Annotated in this window: 16 protein-coding genes; 7 read left to right on the forward strand and 9 right to left on the reverse strand. The window is 73.5% G+C overall.

Translation table 11 applies throughout. The features are described from left to right. Positions 1–50: 50 nt before the first annotated feature. Entirely contained in the window at positions 51–776 is a 726-nt protein-coding gene (locus tag BUE44_RS01480) for a SigE family RNA polymerase sigma factor (RefSeq protein ID WP_073492745.1), read from the forward strand. 89 nt (positions 777–865) lie between these two features. Here the strand turns inward: BUE44_RS01480 and BUE44_RS01485 are convergent, their stop codons facing one another. Further along, positions 866–1,480 (reverse strand): ATP-binding protein, encoded by a 615-nt coding sequence (locus BUE44_RS01485; RefSeq protein WP_235001856.1) that lies wholly within the window; start codon positions 1,478–1,480, stop codon positions 866–868. A gap of 125 nt (positions 1,481–1,605) precedes the next feature. Between BUE44_RS01485 and BUE44_RS01490 the strand changes: the two genes are divergently transcribed. Continuing rightward, positions 1,606–1,989, forward strand: coding sequence for a hypothetical protein (locus tag BUE44_RS01490; RefSeq protein ID WP_073492749.1), 384 nt, complete (start codon positions 1,606–1,608; stop codon positions 1,987–1,989). Positions 1,990–1,998: 9 nt separating this feature from the next. Here the strand turns inward: BUE44_RS01490 and BUE44_RS01495 are convergent, their stop codons facing one another. The 3 genes from BUE44_RS01495 to deoC are packed head-to-tail and all read right to left on the reverse strand — an operon-like array spanning position 1,999 to position 5,433. Beyond that, positions 1,999–2,883, reverse strand: a complete 885-nt coding sequence (locus BUE44_RS01495; RefSeq protein ID WP_073492751.1) for an aldehyde dehydrogenase family protein — start codon at positions 2,881–2,883, stop codon at positions 1,999–2,001. Further along, positions 2,870–4,417, reverse strand: a complete 1,548-nt coding sequence (locus BUE44_RS01500; RefSeq protein WP_079189390.1) for an aldehyde dehydrogenase family protein — start codon at positions 4,415–4,417, stop codon at positions 2,870–2,872. Before BUE44_RS01500 ends, BUE44_RS01495 begins: the two co-directional genes overlap by 14 nt. Positions 4,418–4,422: 5 nt before the next feature. After that, on the reverse strand, positions 4,423–5,433 hold the full coding sequence (deoC, locus tag BUE44_RS01505; protein ID WP_079189438.1) for a deoxyribose-phosphate aldolase: 1,011 nt from the start codon (positions 5,431–5,433) through the stop codon (positions 4,423–4,425). 755 nt (positions 5,434–6,188) lie between these two features. On the opposite strand from deoC, the gene BUE44_RS01510 reads away from it, so the two are divergent. After that, positions 6,189–6,893, forward strand: coding sequence for a PH domain-containing protein (locus BUE44_RS01510; RefSeq protein WP_073492755.1), 705 nt, complete (start codon positions 6,189–6,191; stop codon positions 6,891–6,893). Positions 6,894–6,968: 75 nt separating this feature from the next. Here the strand turns inward: BUE44_RS01510 and BUE44_RS01515 are convergent, their stop codons facing one another. The 3 genes from BUE44_RS01515 to BUE44_RS01525 all read right to left on the reverse strand — a co-directional run bounded on the left by BUE44_RS01515 (position 6,969) and on the right by BUE44_RS01525 (position 10,267). Continuing rightward, positions 6,969–8,633 (reverse strand): phospho-sugar mutase, encoded by a 1,665-nt coding sequence (locus BUE44_RS01515; protein WP_073492757.1) that lies wholly within the window; start codon positions 8,631–8,633, stop codon positions 6,969–6,971. A 240-nt stretch (positions 8,634–8,873) separates the two neighbouring features. Then, positions 8,874–9,683, reverse strand: a complete 810-nt coding sequence (locus BUE44_RS01520; protein WP_073492759.1) for a purine-nucleoside phosphorylase — start codon at positions 9,681–9,683, stop codon at positions 8,874–8,876. Positions 9,684–9,829: 146 nt separating this feature from the next. Continuing rightward, on the reverse strand, positions 9,830–10,267 hold the full coding sequence (locus BUE44_RS01525; protein ID WP_073492761.1) for a gamma-glutamylcyclotransferase: 438 nt from the start codon (positions 10,265–10,267) through the stop codon (positions 9,830–9,832). A 134-nt stretch (positions 10,268–10,401) separates the two neighbouring features. On the opposite strand from BUE44_RS01525, the gene BUE44_RS01530 reads away from it, so the two are divergent. Together BUE44_RS01530 and BUE44_RS01535 are read left to right on the forward strand one after the other, a co-directional pair. Then, entirely contained in the window at positions 10,402–11,862 is a 1,461-nt protein-coding gene (locus tag BUE44_RS01530; protein WP_073492763.1) for an NAD(P)H-quinone dehydrogenase, read from the forward strand. A 170-nt stretch (positions 11,863–12,032) separates the two neighbouring features. Beyond that, positions 12,033–12,875, forward strand: coding sequence for a DeoR/GlpR family DNA-binding transcription regulator (locus BUE44_RS01535; protein WP_107415585.1), 843 nt, complete (start codon positions 12,033–12,035; stop codon positions 12,873–12,875). Positions 12,876–13,064: 189 nt separating this feature from the next. Here the strand turns inward: BUE44_RS01535 and BUE44_RS01540 are convergent, their stop codons facing one another. Together BUE44_RS01540 and BUE44_RS01545 are read right to left on the reverse strand one after the other, a co-directional pair. Beyond that, complete coding sequence (locus BUE44_RS01540) at positions 13,065–14,180, reverse strand: adenylate/guanylate cyclase domain-containing protein (RefSeq protein ID WP_073492765.1); 1,116 nt, start codon at positions 14,178–14,180, stop codon at positions 13,065–13,067. Between the two features lie 118 nt (positions 14,181–14,298). Next, complete coding sequence (locus BUE44_RS01545) at positions 14,299–15,198, reverse strand: biotin--[acetyl-CoA-carboxylase] ligase (protein ID WP_073492767.1); 900 nt, start codon at positions 15,196–15,198, stop codon at positions 14,299–14,301. Between the two features lie 189 nt (positions 15,199–15,387). On the opposite strand from BUE44_RS01545, the gene BUE44_RS01550 reads away from it, so the two are divergent. Beyond that, positions 15,388–16,977 carry an acyl-CoA carboxylase subunit beta gene (locus tag BUE44_RS01550; RefSeq protein ID WP_073492769.1) on the forward strand — a complete coding sequence of 530 codons (1,590 nt, stop codon included), beginning with the start codon at positions 15,388–15,390 and terminating at the stop codon, positions 16,975–16,977. A 121-nt stretch (positions 16,978–17,098) separates the two neighbouring features. Further along, positions 17,099–17,317 (forward strand): acyl-CoA carboxylase subunit epsilon, encoded by a 219-nt coding sequence (locus BUE44_RS01555; protein WP_407639981.1) that lies wholly within the window; start codon positions 17,099–17,101, stop codon positions 17,315–17,317. Positions 17,318–17,356 lie beyond the last annotated feature (39 nt).

Consider the following 17,356-nt stretch of genomic DNA (forward strand, 5'->3'; position numbering starts at 1 on the left):
GGCTGCGACGCCGGAAACCACGCTGCAGGTTCCATCGACGGGGGCGCGACATGAACGCACTGCTCAGCACCACCAGCGCCGCGGTCCACTCGACGCGTGCGCACTCCGTTGCCAGGGCCACCGAGATGTCCGGCGCCGCGAGCGGACGGGGGTACGCCCGTGGCGCCGGACGCACCCCGGGTACCACGGTGGCCAGGCAGCGGCCCGTGTACATCGCACCGCTGGAGCCGGCCGCGCCGGCGCCCTCCACGGACGCGGAGGCGGAGTTCACGGCCTACGTCCAGGAGCGCCGCGCCTCCCTCTACGCGACCGCGTACCACCTCACCGGGGACCGCTTCGCGGCCGAGGACCTGCTGCAGAGCGCGCTGTTCTCCACCTACCGGGCGTGGGACCGCATCAGCGACAAGGCCGCCGTCGGCGGCTACCTGCGCCGCACCATGACCAACCTGCACATCAGCGCCTGGCGGCGCCGCAAGCTCAACGAGTACCCGACGGAGGAGCTGCCCGAGACGGTCGGCGACACCGACGAGATGGGCGGCACCGAACTGCGCGCCGTCCTGTGGCAGGCGCTGGCCCGGCTGCCCGAGCAGCAGCGCACGATGCTGGTGCTCCGCTACTACGAGGGCCGCACCGACCCGGAGATCGCCGACATACTCGGCATCAGCGTCGGCACGGTCAAGAGCAGCATCTGGCGCTCGCTGCGCCGGATGCGCGATGACGAGGCGCTGAGCTTCGGCCGCGACGAGGACGCCGCTTTCGGTGAGCTCGTCGCCTAGACGGGGGGAACGGGGGACGGGGGCCGGACGGCGGGGGGGATGCCGTCCGGCCCCCTGCTGTGTCCGTACGTGCGTCCGTACGTGCCTATCTACGGGGCGACGGGCTCCGCGACGGGGATCGCATGGATGCGGGCCAGCGCGGTGGCACCGTCGCAGGGGTGGCAGCCCAGTGCGGTCTGGCGCTCGACGATGGCGCGCTCCGCGCGCATGAGGTGCCAGCCCCGCCGCAGCAGGAAGGGCACCGCCTTGCGGCCCTCGCGCAGATCGCGCAGGAAACGCCGGCGGGCGGTCGTGGAGGGGCGTCCGCGCAGGCAGATCGCGTCGGCGAGAAGACCCAGCTCGCGGCAGCGGCCGACGATCTCCGCGGCGAAGATCCCCTCGGCGACGAAGAGCGGCGCACCGCCGAGGTCCAGCCGGGCGCGGCCGGTGGCGGCGCTGGCGCCGATGTCGTAGACCGGGGTGTCCGCGGCGCCTTCCGCGCACAGGGCGGCGATGGCGGCCACCGCGGCCGCGGAGTGCCAGGAGCCCGGCGCGTCCCAGTCGGTCCCCGTACCGCCGGGAAGGGCGGGCAGCGACGGGTCGTCGCCGTCCTTGTAGAAGTCGTCGAGGGCGAGCACCGGCAGCCCGGCGCGGGCGGCGAGCGAGGACTTGCCCGAGCCGGACGGCCCGGCGAGCAGGATCACGCGGGCGGGAAGTGAACTCACGGGAAGCCATTCTCCCGCATCCCCGCCCGGGTGATCCCCCGCCACCGGGTAACTACGTATCGCGCCCGTTCCGTTACGCTGAGCCAGAACGACCCGTCTCCGCCCCCGACCAAGCCCAGGTGCCCATGCCCTCCCTGCGTACCGCTCTCGCCCTCACCCTGACCGCCGCCGCGGCGACCCTCGCGCCCGTCGGCGCCGCGGCCGCCGCCACCCCGGTCGCCCCGGCGCCCGCCGGGACGACCGCCCTCGAATCCGCGCTCCCGCCGGACACGCTGCCGACCGGGACCGCGACCGGGGCGCTGGCGTCCGGCGTGGACCCGGTCCGCCACCTGACCCTCGACCCGCTCTCGAACACCGGCGTGGACCCGCTGGACAACGGCCTCGGCACGCAGGTCGCCGACTTCCAGCCGCTGTCCACCACCGCGGTCACCGACCCCGTCACGCGAGGCGGCTCGCTGGCCACCCTGCCGGTCGTCGGCCCGGCCAGCGGTGCGCTGACCGGCAGTTGAGCACCGGCGTCAGACGCCGATCGGGTGCCAGACCGTCTTCGTCTCCAGCCAGGCCGTCAGCCGGCCCGTACCGGGGTCGGCGGTCCAGTCCTCCGGCGCGGGCGCGGGGCGGCGGACGCGCTTGAGGGTGTCGGCCGCCGACACCTCCAGGTCGACCGCGAGGTCGGCGGCCGCGCCGGTCAGGTCCAGGCCGTTGACGTCCTGGTGGGCGGCCAGCGGGGCGGCCAGCTCCGCGGTGCGGCCGGAGAGGATGTTCACCACACCGGCGGGCACATCGGAGGAGGCCAGGACCTCGCCGAAGGACAGCGCAGGCAGCGGGGACCGCTCGGCCGCGACCACGACGGCCGCGTTGCCGGTGGCGATCACCGGGGCCAGCACGGAGACCAGGCCGAGCAGCGAGGACTCCTGCGGGGCCAGCACCGCCACCACGCCGGTCGGCTCCGGGGTGGAGAGGTTGAAGAAGGGGCCGGCCACCGGGTTGGCGCCGCCCGCGATCTGGGCGATCTTGTCGGTCCAGCCGGCGTACCAGACCCAGCGGTCCACCGCCGCGTCCACCGCGGCGGCGGCCCTGGACTTCGACAGCCCCTCGGCCTCGGCGACCTCGCGCGCGAACTGCTCGCGGCGGCCCTCCAGCATCTCCGCGACGCGGTAGAGCACCTGTCCGCGGTTGTACGCCGTCGCGCCCGACCAGCCGGGCACCGCCTTGCGGGCCGCGACCACCGCGTCACGGGCGTCCTTGCGCGACGACAGCGGTGCGTTGGCCAGCCACCGGCCGCCCTTGGGGTCCGTCACCTCGTACACCCGGCCGCTCTCGCTACGCGGGAACTTGCCGCCCACGTACAGCTTGTAGGTCTTGAACACCGAAAGGCGCGACTGCTGCTCAGACACCTTCATGGGTCGCGCTCTCCTTCTCGCTCGCGGGTCCGCCCGTCAGGTCGGCCGCGTCGGCCAGGTAGCCTTCCAGGCCGTGACGGCCGCCTTCCCGGCCGTAACCGGACTCCTTGTAACCGCCGAACGGCGAGGTCGGGTCGAATTTGTTGAAGGTGTTGGCCCACACCACGCCGGCCCGCAGCTTGCTCGCCATCGACAGGATGCGCGAGCCCTTCTCGGTCCAGATGCCGGCCGACAGGCCGTACGGCGTGTTGTTGGCCTTCTCGACCGCCTCCGCCGGGGTGCGGAAGGTCAGCACGGACAGCACCGGGCCGAACACCTCCTCGCGGGCGATCCGGTGGGCCTGGGTGACGCCGGTGAAGAGGGTCGGCGCGAACCAGTAGCCCGCGGAGGGCAGGTCGCAGGCCGGCGCCCAGCGCTCGGCGCCCTCGGCCTCGCCCGCCTCGGCCAGCGCGGTGATCCTGGCCAGCTGCTCGGCGGAGTTGATCGCCCCGATGTCGGTGTTCTTGTCCAGCGGGTCGCCGACCCGCAGCGTGCCCATCCGCCGCTTGAGCGCGTCGAGCACCTCCTCCTGCACCGACTCCTGCACCAGCAGCCGCGACCCGGCGCAGCACACATGGCCCTGGTTGAAGAAGATGCCGTCGACGATGCCCTCGACGGCCTGGTCGATCGGCGCGTCGTCGAAGACGATGTTCGCGGCCTTGCCGCCCAGTTCGAGCGTGACCTTCTTGCGCGACCCCGCGACCGTACGCGCGATGGCCCGGCCGACCTCCGTGGAGCCGGTGAAGGCGACCTTGTCGACGTCCGGGTGCGCGACCAGCGCGGCGCCCGCGTCACCGTAGCCGGGCAGGATGTTGACCACGCCGCGCGGCAGCCCCGCCTGGCGGCAGATGTCCGCGAAGAACAGCGCGGACAGCGGTGTCGTCTCGGCCGGCTTCAGCACCACGGTGTTGCCCGCGGCCAGCGCCGGCGCGATCTTCCAGGCCAGCATCAGCAGCGGGAAATTCCACGGGATGACCTGCCCGGCCACGCCCAGCGGGCGCGGGTCCCGGCCGTAGCCGGCATAGGCGAGCTTGTCGGCCCAGCCGGCGTAGTAGAAGAAGTGCGCGGCGACCAGCGGGAGGTCGACGTCCCGCGTCTCGCGGATCGGCTTGCCGTTGTCCAGCGACTCCAGGACGGCCAGCTCGCGCGAGCGCTCCTGGACGATGCGGGCGATACGGAACAGGTACTTGCCGCGCTCGGCGCCCGGCAGTGCGCCCCAGCTCGCGAACGCCTTCCTGGCCGCCTTCACGGCCCGGTCGACGTCGGCCTCGCCGGCCCTGGCGACCTCGGCGAGCACCTCCTCGCTGGACGGCGAGACGGTCTTGAAGACGGTGCCGTCGGCGGCGTCGGTGAACTCGCCGTCGATGAACAGCCCGTAGGACGGGGCCAGATCGACGACCGCGCGCGATTCGGGTGCGGGCGCGTAGGCGAATTTGCGGCCGGCGCTCGGGCCGGCACTCGCGTCGGCACTCCGGTTGGGCTTCTGGTTGGCCATGACGATCAGTCCACCGTGACGTAGTCGGGACCGGAATACCGGCCGGTGCTGAGCTTCTGCCGCTGCATCAGCAGATCATTGAGCAGGCTGGAGGCGCCGAAGCGGAACCAGTCGGGCGAGAGCCAGTCGTCGCCGAGGGTTTCGTTGACCATCACCAGGTACTTGATCGCGTCCTTCGACGTACGGATGCCGCCGGCCGGCTTGACCCCGACCTGCACGCCGACCGCGTCGCGGAAGTCCCGTACCGCCTCCAGCATCAGCAGCGTGTTCGGCGGGGTGGCATTGACCGCCACCTTGCCGGTCGAGGTCTTGATGAAGTCCGCGCCGGCCAGCATCGCCAGCCACGAGCAGCGGCGGATGTTGTCGTACGTCGACAGCTCGCCGTTCTCGAAGATCACCTTCAGGTGCGCGGCCGTCCCTCCCTCGGGACCTCCGGGCCGCACACAGGCCTGCTTGACGGCCCTGATCTCCTCGAAGACCTCCATGTAGCGACCCGACAGGAAGGCGCCGCGGTCGATGACCATGTCGATCTCGTCGGCCCCCGCGGCGACCGCGTCCGCGGTGTCGGCGAGCTTGACCGGGCGCGCGACGCGCCCGGCCGGGAAGGCGGTCGCGACCGACGCGACGCTGATCCCCGAATCCTCGCCCAGCGCCTCGCGCGCCACCGCGACCATGTCGGGATACACGCAGATCGCCGCGACGTGCGGCGTCCCCGGATCGGTCGGATCGGGCCGGCGGCCCTTGGCGCACAGCGCCCTGACCTTGCCGGGGGTGTCGGACCCTTCCAGGGTCGTCAGGTCGATCATCGAGATCGCCAGGTCGATGGCGTACGCCTTCGCCGTCGTCTTGATCGACCGGGTGCCGAGGCCGGCGGCCCTGGCTTCGAGGCCGACGGCATCGACGCCGGGCAGCCCGTGCAGGAACCGCCGCAGCGCGGCATCCGACGCCGTGACATCGGCAAGGCCGGCCAGCCGCCCGGGGGCGTCGGGGCCATATGCGGGAACAACTGAGGACATGGTCACCAGCCCAGCATATCTACGCGCGTAGCGGTACACCACCCTCGGGTCAGCCTCCCCCGACCCCCCTAGCCACGACGCGCCGCCACCCGCTCCCTCCCCGGTGGCCGGGCCCCCCGGGGGCGCGGGAAACTGCGAGCCCAGCCACGATGCGGCGGCAGCCAAGCGCGTTCCGCAGGGGGCAGGACCCCGAGGTGCGCGGGGAACTGCGCGAGCAACCGCGGCGGCGCGGCAGCCAAGCAACCCTCGGCAGGGGGCAGGGCCTCGGGGTGGGGGCCCACGTTACGGCGGCAGCCAAGCCACGCTCCGCAGGGGGCAGGACCCCGAGGGGCGCGGGGAACTGCGCGAGCAACCGCGGCGGCGCGGCAGCCAAGCGCATGCCGCAAGGGGCAGGGCTTAGGGGCGCGGGGAACTGCGCGCCCAGTCATCATGCGGCGGCAGCCAAGCGCGTTCCGCAAGGGGCAGGACCCCCAGGGGGCGCGGGGAACTGCGCGAGCAACCGCGGCGGCGCGGCAGCCAAGCGCATGCCGCAAGGGGCAGGGCCTAGGTGCGCGGGGAACTGCGCGCCCAGTCATCATGCGGCGGCAGCCAGGCAACGCCCCGCGAGGGGCAGGGCCGCGAGGACCCCTGGCAAAGGGAAGGGGCCCAGCCCCCGGTGGCCGGCTCGGCCCGCGGCCAGCGACCGCACCGTCGAGACGGGAACGCAACCGGGTCGTGGCCCGGCAAGGCACCGCCGTCAGGCACAATCGGTCGTTATGACGAGTCCCAGGTCCGACCGCCCGACACCGCCCACCGGCAGTGGCGGCACCGGGCAGCCGCAGTACGCCGACCGCGCCTACCGCTCGATGGCCGGCATGGTCGGCGGAGTGGGCCTGATCGTCGTCGCGGGCTGGCTCGGCGGCGACGCCATCGCCAACGGCAAGGGCCACACCCCGTGGCTGGCCATCGCGGCGCTGCTGCTCGCGCTGCCGCTCATCGTGGCGCTCACGCTGCGCCCCGCGGTCTTCGCGAACGCCGACCGGATCCGGATCCGCAACCCGTTCCGCTCGATCACGGTGCCGTGGGCGGGAGTGGACGCGGTGCGCTCCTCGTACTCCACCGAACTGCTGGCGGGCGGCAAGAAGTACCAGCTCTGGGCCATCCCGGTCTCGCTGCGCGCGCGCAAGCGTGCCGCTCGGCAGGACGCGAAGGTGAAGGCGGCCGGTGACGACGCCTTCACGCCGGGGGCGGGGCGCCGGCCCGCGTACGGCCGTACATCGCGGCCCGTGCCGGGGGCCGACCCGACCATCCGTGCCTGGTCGGACCAGGCGCTGTCCGAGCTGCGGGAGCTGGCCGAGCGGGCCGAGGCCACCCCGGCGGCCGAGGAGTCCACCAGGCCGGTGGTGCGCTGGTGCTGGGAGGTCCTGGCCCCCGCGGCGGCCGGCGCGATCGTCCTGATCGTCCTGCTGGCGATCGGCTGAGGACCCTTTGGCCCGGCCCTTTCGCTGACACAGCGGCGCAGCGCCCTCAGGAGGGCCGCCTCCTCGCGGCGCGGTCTACAGCCCCGCCGCCGCGGCCAGGTCGGGCTTGATGGCGGCCAGCAGCGCCGCCGCCCTTGCGCGGGCCGCGGGCACGTCCGTGCCGGCGGGGACCACGACCTCCAGGTAGCACTTGATCTTCGGCTCCGTGCCGCTGGGCCTGACCACGACGCGGGCCGACGTCACCGCCTCCCCGGCGAGGCGGTAGCGCAGGCCGTCGGTGGGCGGCAGGCCGTCCGCGCCCTGCTGGAGGTCCTCGGCCGACACCACGTCCAGGCCGGCGAGCCGGGCCGGCGGGTGGGCGCGCAGCCGCGCCATCGCGTCGCCGATCAGGGAGAGGTCGGCGACCCGCGCCGAGAGCTGGTCGGTGGCGTGCAAACCGTGCGCGACGGCCAGTTCGTCCAGGACGTTGCCCAACGTGCGGCCTTCCGCCCGCAGTTCGGCCGCCATCTCCGCGATCAGCAGCGCCGCCGTGATGCCGTCCTTGTCCCTGACCCCGGCCGGGTCGACGCAGTAGCCGAGCGCCTCCTCGTAGCCGTACCGCAGGCCCGGGACGCGGGCGATCCACTTGAAACCGGTCAGGGTGTCCTCGTAGCCGACACCGGCGGCCGCCGCGATCCTCGACAGCAGCGACGACGACACGATGCTCGCCGCGAAGACGTCCCGGCCGGGCTCCGCGGCGCCCCGCCGTACCAGGTGCGCGGCCAGCAGCGCGCCCAACTCGTCGCCCCGCAGCATCCGCCAGCCCGCGTCCGCGGCCGGGTCGGGCACGGCCACCGCGCACCGGTCGGCGTCCGGGTCGTTGGCGATGACCAGGTCGGGGTTCGCGTCCCGCGCGGTCTTGAAGGCCAGGTCCATCGCGCCCGGCTCCTCCGGGTTGGGGAAGGCGACGGTGGGGAAGTCCGGGTCGGGCGCGGCCTGTTCGGCGACGGCGAGCGGCGGGGGGAAGCCGGCCCGTGCGAAGGCCGCGGCCAGGATTTCGAGGCCGACGCCGTGCATCGGCGTGTAGACGGTGGACAGTTCGCGCGCGCCGCCCTCCGCGAGGACCGCGACCGCGCGGTCGAGATAGGCGTCCAGCACGTCCTCGCCGAGCACGTCCCAGCCGTCCGCGGCCAGCGGTACGGTCGCGAGCGGGCCGACCGCCGCGATCCCGGCGGCGATCTCCGCGTCCGCCGGCGGCACGATCTGGGAGCCGTCACCCAGGTAGACCTTGTAGCCGTTGTCCTGCGGCGGGTTGTGGCTGGCGGTCACCATCACGCCCGCGTCGGCGCCGAGACGGCGGATCGCGTACGCCAGCACCGGTGTGGGCAGCGGGCGGGGGAGCAGGTACGCGCGCAGGCCCGCGCCGACCATCACCGCGGCGGTGTCGCGGGCGAAGTCGTACGACTTGTGGCGGGCGTCGTAGCCGATCACGGCGGCGGTGCCGCCGTTCTCGCGCAGGTACGCCGCCAGGCCGGCGGCGGCGCGGATCACCACGGCCCGGTTCATCCGGTTGGGCCCGGCACCCAGCGCTCCGCGCAGGCCCGCGGTGCCGAACTCCAGCGTGCCGCTGAACCTGTCGGTCAGCTCCTCGACGTCCTGCCGGGCGAGCAGGTCATCGAGCTCCGCCCGAGTCTCCGGATCCGGGTCCTCCGCCGCCCACGCCTGGGCCTCGGCCAGCAGGTCTTCCACGGTTGCCTCCATGCAGGTCCGTCATGACTGGTCGCGCAGTTCCCTGCGCCCCTGGGGTGATTGCCCCGTGCGGTGCGTCGCCCGCCTGCGGCGACGTCGTGGCTGGTCGCGCAGTTCCCTGCGCCCCTGGGGTGATTGCCCCGTGCGGTGCGTCGCCTGCCTGCGGCGACGTTGTGGCGGGTCGCCCAGCCCCCATCGGTGGGAAAGACGCACCGCCACGGCAAGTGGCACCCCCCAAGCCCAGCGGCAGCCTCATAGGCGGGCCAGCAAGCCGGCCAGAAGCGTGCCCATGCGGGTCGCGGACTCGCGCCCCGCAGCCAGCACTTCCTCGTGGTTGAGGGGCTCGCCGGTCATACCGGCGGCGAGGTTGGTGACCAGGGAGATGCCCAGCACCTCCGCCCCCGCCTCGCGCGCGGCGATCGCCTCCAGGGCGGTGGACATGCCGACCAGGTCGCCGCCTATCGCGCGGACCATGCCGATCTCCGCCGGCGTCTCGTAGTGCGGGCCGGGGAGCTGGACGTAGACGCCCTCTTCGAGGGTGGGGTCGATCTCGCGGCACAGGGCGCGCAGCCGGGGGGAGTAGAGGTCGGTCAGGTCGACGAAGTTCGCGCCGGCGATCGGCGAGGTCGCCGTCATGTTGATGTGGTCGCTGATGAGCACCGGCTGGCCGGGGCGGTAGCCGGGGCGCAGGCCGCCGCATCCGTTGGTGAGGACGACCGACTTGCAGCCGGCGGCCACCGACGTGCGCACCGCGTGCGCGACGCTCGCGACGCCCCGGCCCTCGTACAGGTGGGTGCGGCCCAGGAAGACCAGGGCGCGGACGCCTCCGACGCGTACCGAGCGGACCCGGCCCGCGTGGCCGGCCACCGTGGGCTCCGGAAAACCGGGCAGCTCCGTGATCGGCAGCTCGGCGTCCGCGGTGCCGAGCTGGTCGGCGGCGGGCACCCAGCCCGAGCCCATGACCAGGGCGACGTCGTGCGTCTGCGCGCCGGTCAGCGCGCGCAGACTGGCGGCGGCGGCGTCGGCCGCGGCATAGGGGTCGGGATTCACAGAAGCGTTCACGCGCTGAGCGTAACCTGTCAGGGCCTACGCGCGTAGACGGCCTGACATGGACCAGTCCCGAAATAGGAGCATCCGACAGTTGACGGCCCGCCGCGCCCGGCCGCCGCGAGGGCCGCGAGCGGCGGCCTCCGCGGGTCCGCGGCAGGTCAGCAGGGGCGTTTGCGCAGCCCCATCACGTAGTCGTGCGGCGCCCCGGCCGACTCGGCGGCGTCGGCGATCTCGCCCAGGTAGCGGGCCGAGGGCAGCCCGCCCTCGTAGTCGTTGAGCACGTAGAGCCACGCCGCCAGGTCGCCGTCCAGGGTGTGCACCCGTACGGTCGTACGCCGGTAGATCTGCAGCGGCACGCCCTCCCACCGGTCCATCGACTCCTCGTCGACCGGCGCGATGTCGTACAGGCCCACGAAGACCTGGCTGGCCGGGTCCTCGACCAGGGTCGCGAGCGCGCCCTCCCAGCCCATCTGCTCGCCGCCGAAGGTGAGCCGCCAGCCGTCCAGCCAGCCGGTGCCCCGCAGCGGGGAGTGCGGGGCGCGGCGGGTCATCAGCCGCGCGTCGAGGTTGCCTGCGTAAGCGGCGTAGAGCGACATGAGGACGAGGGTACGGGAGCGGCCCGGACCCCGGCGCGACGAAGCGCGCGGGGAAGGTGCGCCCCCGGGCGGGAACCCGAACAGGAAGCCGGGGCCGTCCCCCCTGGCGGTGAACACTTGGCGCGTGCGGGACAATGGGGTACGTGACAAGGATCGTGATCATCGGTGGCGGACCCGGCGGCTACGAGGCGGCGCTGGTGGCAGCGCAGCTCGGGGCGGAGGTGACCGTCGTCGACTGCGACGGGCTGGGCGGTGCGTCGGTGCTGACCGACTGCGTGCCGTCCAAGACGCTCATCGCCACCGCCGAGGTGATGACGACCTTCGACTCGTCGTACGAAGAGCTGGGCATCATCGTCGCCGACGACACCCCGCCGCTGCACGGCGCCCCGCGGGTCGTCGGGGTGGACCTGGGCAAGGTCAACCGCCGGGTCAAGCGCCTCGCGCTGGCCCAGTCGCACGACATCGCCTCCGCGGTGACCAGGGCGGGCGCCACCGTGATGCGCGGCCGCGGCCGGCTCGACGGGCCGCAGACCGCCGAGGGCACCCGTACGGTCGTGGTCACCGCCGCCGACGGCACCGAGCAGCGGCTCACCGCCGAGGCGGTGCTGGTCGCCACCGGCGCGCGCCCGCGCGAGCTGCCCGACGCCATGCCCGACGGCGAGCGCATCCTGAACTGGACCCAGGTCTACGACCTCGACGAGCTGCCGCGCGAGCTGATCGTGGTCGGTTCCGGCGTGACCGGCGCGGAGTTCGCCGGCGCCTACCAGGCCCTCGGCTCGACGGTGACCCTCGTGTCGTCCCGCGACCGGGTGCTGCCCGGCGAGGACCCGGACGCCGCGGCGGTCCTGGAGGACGTCTTCCGGCGCCGCGGCATGAACGTGATGTCGCGCTCCCGCGCCCAGTCCGTCAAGCGGGTCGGCGACGGCGTCGAGGCGACGCTCACCGACGGCCGGGTCATCACCGGCACGCACTGCCTGATGGCGGTCGGCGCGATCCCCAACACCTCGGGGATGGGCCTGGAGGAGGCGGGCGTGAAGCTCACCGAGTCCGGCCACATCTGGACCGACAAGGTCTCCCGTACCAGCGCGTCCGGCGTCTACGCGGCCGGTGACGTCACGGGCATCTTCGCGCTCGCCTCGGTCGCGGCCATGCAGGGCCGCATCGCGATGTACCACTTCCTCGGCGACGCGGTGGCCCCGCTGAACCTCAAGACGGTCTCCTCGAACGTCTTCACCGACCCGGAGATCGCCACCGTCGGCTACTCCCAGGCCGACGTCGACAGCGGCCGGATCGACGCGCGGCTGGTGAAGCTGCCGCTGCTGCGCAACCCGCGGGCGAAGATGCAGGGCATCAGGGACGGCTTCGTCAAGATCTTCTGCCGCCCCGGCACCGGCATCGTGGTCGGCGGCGTGGTCGTCGCGCCCAAGGCGAGCGAGCTGATCCACCCGATCTCGATCGCCGTCGACAACAACCTGACGGTCGAGCAGATCGCCAACGCCTTCACCGTCTACCCCTCGCTGTCCGGCTCGATCGCCGAGGTCGCGCGGCAGCTGCACAACCGCAAGGCCGGCGGCCAGGACCAGGGCCTGTCGTAGGCCCCGGCGCCGGTGCTACGGCGCAAGCGAACGTACGGTCGGCGTATAGCACGGGACGGTCTGATTCACGCGTAACTTCCTCCATCTGGTGCAAAACGCTGAAAGTAGCTGTGGTTGGGGTTACTGTCGGTTCCGTGTTCGCTGCAGAACGTCGCCAATTGATCCTCGAAATGGTGCGAGCCAACGGAGCGGTGTCGCTCCGGGAACTCGCCCGCGTCGTCCAGACCTCCGAAGTGACCGTGCGCCGCGACGTGCGGGCGCTGGAGGCAGAAGGACTGCTGGACCGCCGGCACGGCGGTGCGGTCCTGCCGGGTGGCTTCACCCGTGAGTCCGGCTTCCCGCAGAAATCCCACCTGGCGACCGCGGAGAAGACGGTCATCGCCGATCTCGCGGCCTCGCTCGTGGAAGAGGGCGAGGCCATTGTCGTCGGCGCGGGCACCACGACACAGGAGCTGGCCAGGCGGCTGGCCCGGGTGCCAGGCCTCACCGTGGTCACCAACTCGCTGCTGGTCGCCCAGGCGCTGGCGCATGCCAACCGGGTCGAGGTGGTCATGACCGGCGGCACCCTGCGCGGCTCCAACTACGGCCTGGTCGGCAGCGGCGCCGAGCAGTCCCTGCAGGGGCTGCGGGTCTCCCGGGCCTTCCTGTCCGGCGCCGGGCTCACCGCCGAGCGCGGGCTGTCCACGTCCAACATGCTGTCGGCCAGCGTCGACCGGGCGCTGGTGCAGGCCGCGGCGGAGGTCGTGGTCCTGGCCGACCACACCAAGCTCGGGTCCGACACGATGTTCCAGACCGTGCCGACCGACCTGATCACCCATCTGGTGACCGACGAGCCGCCGCCCGGCGACGAGCGCGCGGCGACCGAACTCCAGGCGCTCGCCGACCGCGGCGTCCAGCTCGCGGTGGCCCCCGCGTGCCCTAGCGAATCGGCGCCGCCCCTCCCCACCCCGCGCCGCCCGCACCCGCTGCGCCCGCCGTCCGTACCGCGCCTGGCGGACCTGCGCCCGCGCTGAGGGCTGCCTCCCGCCACCCCCGGCGGACACGCGGCCACGGCTTACGGCGCCTTGCGGCGCTGCCCGGCCCGTGCGGGGACGACCGGGTACGAGACCGGCCCTCCGTCTCGCGGCCCTCCGTCTCGCGGCGCACCGCATACGTCGCCGCGCGCGGACCGACCGCGGATCACGCGGCAGCGGCGCGGCCGCTCACCCGCGCCGGGTGAGCAGCCACGGCTCGACCACGCCGAGCCCGCGGACCGGGCGGCGCCACATCGGCTGGAGCGCGAAGCGGTATTTCTCCGCGTCGGCGGCGTCCACGTCCGCCTCGGACAGCGGCGCGTCCCCGGCCTCGGCGAGGGCCTCGGCGAAGTCGCCGTCGACCAGGACGGCGTCCCGTGGCGCTATCGAGGTCAGGCGGGACGCCAGGTTCACCGTCGTGCCGAAGACGTCGCCCATGCGGGTGGTGACCGTGCCGAAGGCCATGCCCACCCGCAGCGCAGGCATCGTCTCGTCGCCGGTCATCGTCTCGATGAGCCGGATGCCGATCTCGGAGGCCGTACCGGGGTCGTCGGCGACGAAGAGCACCTCGTCGCCGAGGGTCTTGATCAGCCGGCCGCCGTACGCGGCGACCTGGTCGGCGGCCGTGGTCTCGAAGGCCTCGACCAGCTCGCCCAGCTCCTCCTCCTCAAGGCGCCGGGTGAGCCGGGTGAAGCCGACGAGGTCGGCGAAGCCGACGGCGAGGCGGCGGTCGACGGCCTCCTCGTCGTCGGACTGGACGACCCGGCTGGTGGCGGCCGCGACCTGGCGGCGCCACACGTAGACGAGGAATTCCTCCAGCTCCGGCAGCAGCAGTTCGACCAGCGGGTAGGCCACCTCGGCGCGGGTCATGCCGGGCTCGGGCGGCTCGGTGAGGCCTTCGAGGAAGGAGTCGGTCTGCCAGTCGGCGAGCCGGGCGGTGGTCTGGCCGGTGGAGCGGGCCACCTGGATGGCCATCGACTCCGAGAGCAGCCCGGCCTCGACCAGGCCGGCGAGCCGCCGCAGCGCGAGCACGTCGGCCTCGGTGAGCGCCCTGGCCTGGCCGATGTCGGCGAAGCCCATGGCCCGCCAGAAGCGGGCGGCCAGGTCCATGGAGACGCCGGCGGCGCGGGCCGCCTGGAAGGGGGTGTACTGGCGGGGTGCGCCGAGGATGAGTTCTTCGAGCCGCAGCGCGAGCGGATGCTCGCCGGTGTCCGTGACGGCTTCGCCGTCCGGGTCGGCTTCCGCACCCGGATCGACGTCGGACGGCTCGTCCGGAACGGGCGGGCCCGGGTCGTCCACGCTCATCGCCCGGCCCCTGAGGAACTCCTGCGCACAGCCCTTCCGATCATCGAGACGACGCAGCGAGTCCACGATACGGCAGGTGTGCCGCACCTCACTGTCACCGGGACGCCGGCGCCCTGCGTCACCTGGAGGGCCGCAGGTGCACGACGTCGCCGGCGCCGACCGGCTGCTCGCCGTCCGGCCCGGCGATCACCAGCCGCCCGTCGCCGTCGACGGCGACCGCGGTGCCGGCCAGTTCGCGCCCGCCGGGCAGTTCGGCGCGCACCTGGCGGCCCAGCGTGGCGCAGCCGGCCGCGTAGGTCTGCTGGAGCCGGGAGGCGGCCGGGTCGCCGTCGGCCGCGCGCCAGGCGTCGTACCAGTCGGCGAGGGAGCGCAGGACGGCCCGCAGCAGCGGGTCGCGGTCGGTGCCCTGGGCGCCGGCCAGCGCGAGGGAGGCGGCGGTGGGAACGGGCAGCTCCTCGGTGCGCAGCGAGACGTTGACGCCGATGCCGATGACCACGCCGGTCCCGCCGGTGCGCTCGGCGAGGATGCCGCCGGCCTTGCGCTCCTCGCCGTCGACGGTGACCAGCAGGTCGTTGGGCCATTTGAGTGCCGTGTCGACGCCGGCCGCCCGGGACAGCGCGGTGGCGGTGGCGACCCCGGCCAGCAGCGGCAGCCACCCCCAGCGGTGCACGGGCACCGGTTCGCGTACGCCGGCCGCCATCCCTGCGCCGCCGCGGCCGTCGGGGGCGGGCGCCGCCTCGCCCGGCCGCAGCAGCACCGAGAGGAACAGCCCCGACCTGGCGGGCGCCGACCAGCGGCGGTCCAGGCGGCCGCGCCCGGCGGTCTGCTCCTCGGCGACCAGCACCGCGCCCTCCGCGGCGCCCTCGGCGGCCCTGGCGGTCAGGTCGCTGTTGGTGGAGCCGGTCGCCTCGACCACGTCGAGCGCGGTCCACAGCGAGTCGGGGGTGACCACGGCTCGGCGCAGCGCCGCGGCGTTGAGCGGCGGTCGGGCGAGGTCGGACCAGCGGCTGGACGTCATGCGTCCACCCTACGAGCGCGGCCGCCGGTGACACGCCGGGCCGGGGGAGTGCCGCCGCCCGCTCGGGGGCACGGTGGTGCAGTGTGGTGAACGCCGCAGTGCCCGTACCCGAGAGTCGCCACTACGCTACGGAACACAGCGTTACTCACGAGTTAAGAAGAGCCGCCGAGAGCAGGAGAGCCAACCTCCATGGCCGAGCCGGACCACGACATCCACACGACCGCGGGGAAGCTCGCGGACCTCCGCCGCCGTATCGAGGAGGCCAACCACGCGGGATCCGGGCGGGCGGTGGAGAAACAGCACGCCAAGGGCAAGCTGACCGCCCGTGAGCGGATCGAACTCCTGCTGGACGACAACTCCTTCACCGAACTGGACGAGCTGGCCAGGCACCGCTCGACCAGCTTCGGCCTGGAGGCCAACCGCCCCTACGGCGACGGCGTCGTCACCGGCTACGGCACCGTCGAGGGCCGCCCGGTCGCGGTCTTCTCGCAGGACTTCACGGTCTTCGGCGGCGCGCTCGGCGAGGTCTACGGCGAGAAGATCGTCAAGGTGATGGACTTCGCGCTGAAGACCGGCTGCCCGGTCATCGGCATCAACGACTCGGGCGGCGCCCGCATCCAGGAGGGCGTCACCTCGCTCGGGATGTACGGCGAGATCTTCCGCCGCAACACCCACGCCTCCGGGGTGATCCCGCAGATCAGCCTGATCATGGGTCCGTGCGCGGGCGGCGCGGTCTACTCCCCGGCCATCACCGACTTCGTGGTGATGGTGGATCAGACCTCGCACATGTTCATCACGGGTCCCGACGTGATCAAGACGGTGACCGGCGAGGACGTCGGCATGGAGGAGCTGGGCGGCGCGCGCACCCACAACTCCACCTCGGGCAACGCCCACCACCTGGCCGGCGACGAGAAGGACGCCTTCGAGTACGTCAAGGCGCTGCTGTCGTACCTGCCGAGCAACAACCTGGAGGAGGCGCCCTCCTTCGCCGCCGCCGCGGACCTGGAGGTCACCGCGGAGGACCTGGAGCTGGACACGCTGATCCCGGACTCGGCGAACCAGCCCTACGACATGCACAAGGTCATCGAGCACGTGCTGGACGACGCCGAGTTCCTGGAGACCCAGGACCTCTTCGCGCCGAACATCATCACCGGCTTCGGCCGGATCGAGGGCCGTCCGGTCGGCGTGGTGGCCAACCAGCCGCTGCAGTTCGCCGGCTGCCTGGACATCAACGCGTCGGAGAAGGCCGCGCGCTTCGTGCGGACCTGCGACAGCTTCAACGTCCCCGTGGTCACCTTCGTCGACGTCCCGGGCTTCCTCCCCGGCACCAGCCAGGAGTGGGACGGCATCATCCGGCGCGGTGCCAAACTGATCTACGCCTACGCCGAGGCCACGGTTCCGCTGATCACGATCATCACCCGTAAGGCGTACGGCGGCGCCTACGACGTGATGGGCTCCAAGCACCTGGGCGCGGACCTCAACCTGGCCTGGCCCACGGCCCAGATCGCCGTGATGGGCGCGCAGGGGGCCGTCAACATCCTGCACCGCCGCACCCTGGCCGAGGCGGAGAGCCCGCAGGCCGCCGATGAGCTGCGCCAGCAGCTCATCACCGACTACGAGGACCACCTGCTCAACCCCTACATCGCCGCCGAGCGGGGCTACATGGACGCGGTCATCGCGCCCTCGCAGACCCGCGCGCAGCTGGTCAAGGCGCTGCGGACGCTGCGCAACAAGCGGGAGAGCCTGCCGCCGAAGAAGCACGGCAACATCCCGCTGTAGAGCGGCGGGAGCGGCGGGAGCGGCGGGAGCGGCGGGAGCGGCGGGAGCGGCAGGGCAGCGGGGACAGCGGGGCGTCAGGGCATCAGAGCGGGCAGGGCACCGACCGGGAAGGAACGATTCCGTGGTGATCAAGGTGGAGCGCGGCAGGCCGACGCCGGAGGAGCTGGCCGCCGTCGTGGCGCTGGTCCAGGCGCGGGTCGCGGCGCTGGAGGTCGAGCAGGACGGCCCGGCCGGTCGCCCCGCCGGCTGGTCGGCCCCGGCCCGCAACGTCCCGCGGGCGCTGCCCGCCCCCGGCCCGGGCGCGTGGCGGATGTCGGCGTGGCCGGGCGGCCCGGCCTGAACTGCCCGGCCTGAGCGACCCGCCGCGGCTGAGTACGCG

It is taken from the genome of Actinacidiphila paucisporea (assembly GCF_900142575.1).
Lineage (GTDB): Bacteria > Actinomycetota > Actinomycetes > Streptomycetales > Streptomycetaceae > Actinacidiphila > Actinacidiphila paucisporea.